4 protein-coding genes are annotated in these 5,582 nt (G+C 52.9%); 3 read left to right on the top strand and 1 reads right to left on the bottom strand.

What is annotated here, in order from left to right; translation table 11 throughout:
• Window positions 1–231 precede the first annotated feature (231 nt).
• Window positions 232–1,125 carry an AraC family transcriptional regulator gene (locus ABJQ89_RS09590; protein ID WP_348496027.1) on the bottom strand — a complete coding sequence of 298 codons (894 nt, stop codon included), beginning with the start codon at window positions 1,123–1,125 and terminating at the stop codon, window positions 232–234.
• A 172-nt stretch (window positions 1,126–1,297) separates the two neighbouring features.
• Here ABJQ89_RS09590 and ABJQ89_RS09585 point away from each other — a divergent pair, with 172 nt between their 5' ends.
• From ABJQ89_RS09585 to ABJQ89_RS09575, 3 genes are all read left to right on the top strand, one after another.
• Window positions 1,298–2,245, top strand: a complete 948-nt coding sequence (locus ABJQ89_RS09585; protein ID WP_348496026.1) for an SDR family oxidoreductase — start codon at window positions 1,298–1,300, stop codon at window positions 2,243–2,245.
• 11 nt (window positions 2,246–2,256) lie between these two features.
• Window positions 2,257–2,769 (top strand): hypothetical protein, encoded by a 513-nt coding sequence (locus ABJQ89_RS09580; protein ID WP_348496025.1) that lies wholly within the window; start codon window positions 2,257–2,259, stop codon window positions 2,767–2,769.
• A 104-nt stretch (window positions 2,770–2,873) separates the two neighbouring features.
• A complete protein-coding gene (locus ABJQ89_RS09575; protein WP_348496024.1) occupies window positions 2,874–5,573 on the top strand; it encodes a molybdopterin-dependent oxidoreductase in 2,700 nt (899 codons plus the stop codon).
• Window positions 5,574–5,582 lie beyond the last annotated feature (9 nt).

Below are 5,582 nucleotides of genomic sequence, written 5' to 3'. Positions count from 1 at the left end.
CGATACCAGCTTTGCTTACGGTACAGTAAAGCGATCCATGGCTTTCCCCGATCCCGATTTGTAGGCGCCCGCAGGGGCAGTTGTTTGGCGTTGCCGATTGCTGCGTTGGTCGATGGATAAGGCCTGATGGATTTATGGGGTATCACCCCGAGTACCGCCTTAAGGCACTTGATTTTGGCCGTTTCGCTCGGCACACTTAACGCGGCAGGTGCCGTGATTGTCGGGGGCTGACTAAGTCTTTGTTGTCAACGACAGCATCTCACTCCATTGGCGGGGAGATTGGCCATATAAACGCTTAAACTCTCGGCTGAATTGTGAGGGACTAACGTAGCCAACATTCATTGCAGCTTGGCTGATCGTGGCACCTTCGGAGATCATCATCGCGGCATTGTTTAGACGCATGGCTTTAACGAACTGAATAGGCGACATGGATGTCGCACTTTTGAATTTCCTGTGGAAGACCGCACGGCTCATGCCCGCGCGATCGGCTAGATCGTCAATTGCTAGGGGCTCGCCCAAATTATCTGACACATGGGCGATGGCCCGCGATATGGCATTTCCGACACCAAAAGCCTGGCGCGCAAAGCCACCGATTTCCCCTTTCAAAACCGCATAGTGCAGTTCACGCAATCGCGCCTCTGCGAGGACAGATCTATCTACCGGCGCATCGATCAACTGCAACAAGCGCAACAAAGCTTCGGCAAATAGACCATCCCAATCGGCAAAACGGATCGCCAGTGAAGTAGGGCCGCCATTTGAATTACGGATCGCGTTTCCGTGGTTTTCAATCTCAACAGCAAGCTCAGTCATCTTACGCGGGTTAAGTGAGATGTAGACACCATAAAGCGGATTTTCCGGCGTGGCGGTTGACGTGCCGGCCTGAATTGGCATCGAAAGAGGACAACACAGATATTGGTTACTTGAGTAAACATGGTGGTTGCCATCCACGATCGCTTCTTTAGCGCCGCTGGCCAGCGCAATCAGGCAAGGTTCATAAACGACCGGCTGACAGGGGACTGGCTCAACAGCGCGGAACAGTTTGACGCCATCGATTCCGGTTTCGGCCAGCCCGTCTTGGTCGGTGTTTCGTACGATGATCTGTGTGATTGCATCAATATATGTCATGAAGGACCCATATTGAGCTAAATGTACGCAATCAAGCTACCTGATACAAATAGGCAAGTAATCGCGATCTTTGCACTCTATTTGGGGCAGTATGTCCAGTTTATGTAGTGCTCAACGCCGCGGAAAATCGCTGTGATTGACCGCTGACCTCTTTTATCTAAGGACGTGAAAATTGCCAGATACGACTTATGGACCAAACGGTTGGACCCCGGAACGGATGGATGACCAAACGGGCAAAACATACCTAATCACCGGTGCGAATGCGGGTACAGGATTTCAAGCAGCGCGCATTTTGGTTTCAAAAGGTGCCAAGGTTGTCATGTTGAACCGAAGTGTCGAAAAATCGACCGCCGCCGTTAATGGCCTCAAGGCGGAGTTCGGTGAAGAGGCTGACGTCAGTTTCATCCGCATGGATCTTTCCGAGCTTGCCAGTGTGCGCGAAGCGGCTGCAAACGTCCTTCAGTCGGTCCCGAAGATCGACGCGTTGATCTGCAATGCAGCGATTGCCCAAGTGCCAACACAACAGCTGACTGTGGATGGGTTTGAAAGCCAATTGGGTACAAACCATTACGGTCACTTTGTTCTTTGCGGGATGTTGTGTGATCGCATCGAAGCGTCCGGCGGCCGGATCGTTGTTGTGGCCAGCCTAGGCTACAACATGGGGATCAAAACGATCCAGTTTGATGATTTGAATTGGGACAAGAATTACAGCGCGAACCCAGTCTATAGCCAATCGAAACTGGCGCAGATGATGTTTGCCTATGAATTGCAAGACCGCCTTGCAGCCGCAGGTAAGGATTTCGGGGTTTACGTGTGTCATCCGGGTTCCTCTGCGACGTCGCTAATCACAACAAGTGGCAGCCGAATTACACGGTTTGTCTTTTGGCTGATGACCAAGTCACCCATGGTTCAGACGGCAGAAAAAGGGGCTTATCCCGAATTGATGTGCGCAACCGAAGATGGTTTGGAAAAGCGCGCACTTTACGGACCAACAGGGCGCATGGGGTTTGTTGGACCCGTCGGTAAAGGCAATTTGCACGCCCATGCCTATGATAAGCCGGTGATGTCGAAGCTTTGGGACGTGTCCGAAGAGGCGACTGGCTTCATCTGGTCGTTTTAAGGGGGAGCGTTATGGATATTCTGAAGACTGCGATTGAGTGGACGAAGGCAGAAATGTTTTCGTCCAGTTTCTTCATTTTGTTCGGCATTGGGTTCTTGGCGGCCAGCTTTGGCTTTTGGCAGTTGGGAAAGATTGAGGTTGCCAGAGCCTATGTCGTGCCAATGCTGATTGCCGGTATCCTTTTGCTAATTGTCGGGTTGGGAATTTTCTTTCCCGCAAAAGCGAGGGGCACAGGCTTTGCCGAAGCCTATGCCTTGGATGCTCAGGCATTTATCTCGACCGAGCTTGCGAAGGCAGAGAGGATATTGGGTGCGTATCGGTTCGCTGTTTACCGCGCCATTCCATTGATTATTGCCCTTTGTGCGGTTCTGTTTGTAGTGCTAAGCGCCCCTGTTTGGCGGGCGAGCTTTGTCACTACAATCGCGATGATGGCAGTGATTATGGTGATCGACACCAATGCGAACACACGCCTTGAAGCTTATAAAAGCGCGTTGGCCGCGGCGAACGCACAAATAGGCAAGTAATTGATGCATTCCGGCAAGCGCGGTCACTTCAAAACGTTTATCCTTGACTGAAATCGGACGTTTTTTTGGCTTTCAAAGCCACTCAATTCCCAAAAGGACCCGACATGAAAACCAATATCAACGGCAAGTCGTTTGAATTTGACCCACGGCATGATGAAACTGCAATTGATGTATTGCGGGACCGTGCGGGGCTGACGGGCACAAAGATGGCCTGCGGCGGCGGGGTTTGTGGGGCCTGTACGGTGCGTGTTGATGGGGTGCCAAAGTGCAGTTGTCTTATGCCAGCAACGCATATGGACGGTGCAGATGTCCGTACAATCGAAGACCATGATCAAGATAATCTGCATCCGGTCCAACGGGCGTTCTTGGCGAATGAAGGATTGCAATGCGGGTTCTGTACACCAGGTTTTGTGAATGAAGGTATCGCCTTTTACGACAAGTGGCGCGCAGAACATGGTAAGACAGAGCCGTCTAAACATGAGGTCGCCCTTGCCATGGGTGGACACCTTTGTCGGTGCGCTGCCTATGTCGGCATTTACGCTGCGATCCAGAAGGCTTGCACAGGCGAATACGATGCCGTGACTGACGCGCCGATTTTCCGCGTGGACGCACCATTGAAGGTGACCGGGGCGGCGAAATACACCGTCGATATCATGTTTGATGGGCAGATGGAGGGCAAAATCCTGCGATCAAAACATGCCCATGCGAACATCACCTCAATCGATTGGTCCGAGGCCGAAAAGTTGGACGGTGTCGGCGGAATTGTCGACCTGTTGGGTGATGAGAAGAAAGTGCGTTGGTTCGGTCAACCGATTGCAGCGGTTGCGGCAATCGATGAACATACGGCGTTGAAAGCACTGAGGCTGATCAAAGTCGACTACGACGTATTGCCTGCTGTAATCGGAACAGAAGAAGCTCAGAAGGACGGCGCACCAACGGTTTGGGAAAAAGACGCCCGCGATGGAATTCCATCCGCTGCCGAAGGGATCGACCTGCCGTATCGTTGGAATAACAACGTTGGCCATGTACCATCTGACATCGCGATTTCAACCTTTCGTGGCAAAGCCAAACGTGCGCTGGAACGTCAACGCAAGAAAGCACCTGAGACGGTCGTTGAACGGTCCTATTTCAGCAATCAACAGGCGCATTCGGCATTGGAGCCCCGCGCTGCAGTGGCCAAATGGGAAGGCGGCACGAAACTGCACGTCGAAGCTTCGTCCCAGAGTGTTCTTTTGGTGAAGCTTGAGCTGGCAGAACACTATGATCTGGATCCCGATGACGTCACCGTAAACGGGAAATACATCGGCGGTGCGTTCGGTGCCAAAGGCGGTTTGTACCAAGAAATTACAATAGCCGTTGAGCTTGCTCGTGCGGCGAAAGCACCCGTTCGTGTGGTCAACAGCCGCCTCGAAGAGCTGTCCTATGCAGGAGCGCGGACAGGGTCACGGGTTGAAATGGCGCTTACTGTTAAGGAAGACGGATCGCCAGACGCAATGAAATTTCATTCCTTCGGGGATGCAGGAGTTGCGGCAGGCGCGGCTCCAGCGGCATTCTATTGGATGATGTCACCTAGTGGTCTGAAACGCGATTTTTCCGACAATATCATCGTCAATAACACACCGCCGACCATGCCAATGCGTGCGCCCGATGCGCCGCAGAAACGCTGGGCCGTTGAATCTGCAATCGATGAAGCGGCGGTCCTGAACGACTTGGACCCCGTCGTATTGCGCCGCAAATGGGCGGGAGATCACGAAATTCAGCATCGTTTGCTTGATTGGGTTGCAGACATCCCCCAATGGCGCGACCGGAATAGCAAGGCAGGCAGTGACAGCGGCCGTTTCAAACGGGGGATCGGGCTGGCCCAAGCGAAATGGATGTTTTTGTATCACCCGCACACAGAAATTAGGGTCACATCATCCCCCGAAGGATTTACCGCCTTTAACGCGACCCAAGACGTCGGGAACGGGATCCGCTCGGCTATTGCCAAAGCTATGGAAGATACCCTTGGCATCAGCCGCCACGACGTCACAGTCGAAATCGGTGATTCAGAATTACCTCCCGGATGTATGTCTACGGGTAGCCAAGGCACCGTTTCTACGTATCCGACCACCGTGAAAGCCTGTGAAATGGTGATTGAACATCTGGTGAAAGAGGCCGGAACGAAAATGGGGTTGATCGATGTTCGTGCGGCCAAGGGTGGTGTTGATCACGCCGCTGGCTTCACCCTCTGGTCGGAAATCCAAAAGGTTTCTGAGCCTTTTGAACACACTGACAAGCGCGGTGCAGAGCCAATGTATATGGGCCTGCGCCTGCCGATGTCGATGATGGGCCTGACAATGCCCGCCATGGGTCAGAACATGAGCCAATCCGCGCTGGTCGCGGAGGTTGAGGTCGACACGAAGCTTGGCAAGGTCCGTCCGTTGAACATTTGGACGGGCATGGCGTGTGGGAAAATCCACCACAAGGAACTTGCTGATAGTCAGATGTATGGTGGTGTCATTCAGGGGCTTGGCTTTGCCCTATATGAAGAGAAAGTCATCGACCCTACCTCAGGTGCAACACTGTCGGCGAACATGAACGATTACCGAATTCCCGGCATCGGCGACATCCCTGACATTCACATTCACTATGATGAAGAAGGGTTTGAATTCGTGCGTGGTGGCGGCATCGGATTGGCTGAACACGCAACTGTTCCGATCGCAGCCGCGATTGGGAATGCGGTCTATCACGCGACAGGGTGGCGTCCAACGCAGACACCAATCACTCCAGACGCAGTCCTTAAGGGATTGGAGGCGCAGCAATGATTACAGTTT

This window comes from Planktotalea sp. (genome assembly GCF_039984035.1).
In the GTDB taxonomy this organism is placed as follows: domain Bacteria; phylum Pseudomonadota; class Alphaproteobacteria; order Rhodobacterales; family Rhodobacteraceae; genus Planktotalea.
Note: the sequence above shows the minus strand (reverse complement) of the source record. Positions and strands in the feature narration are given on the sequence as shown.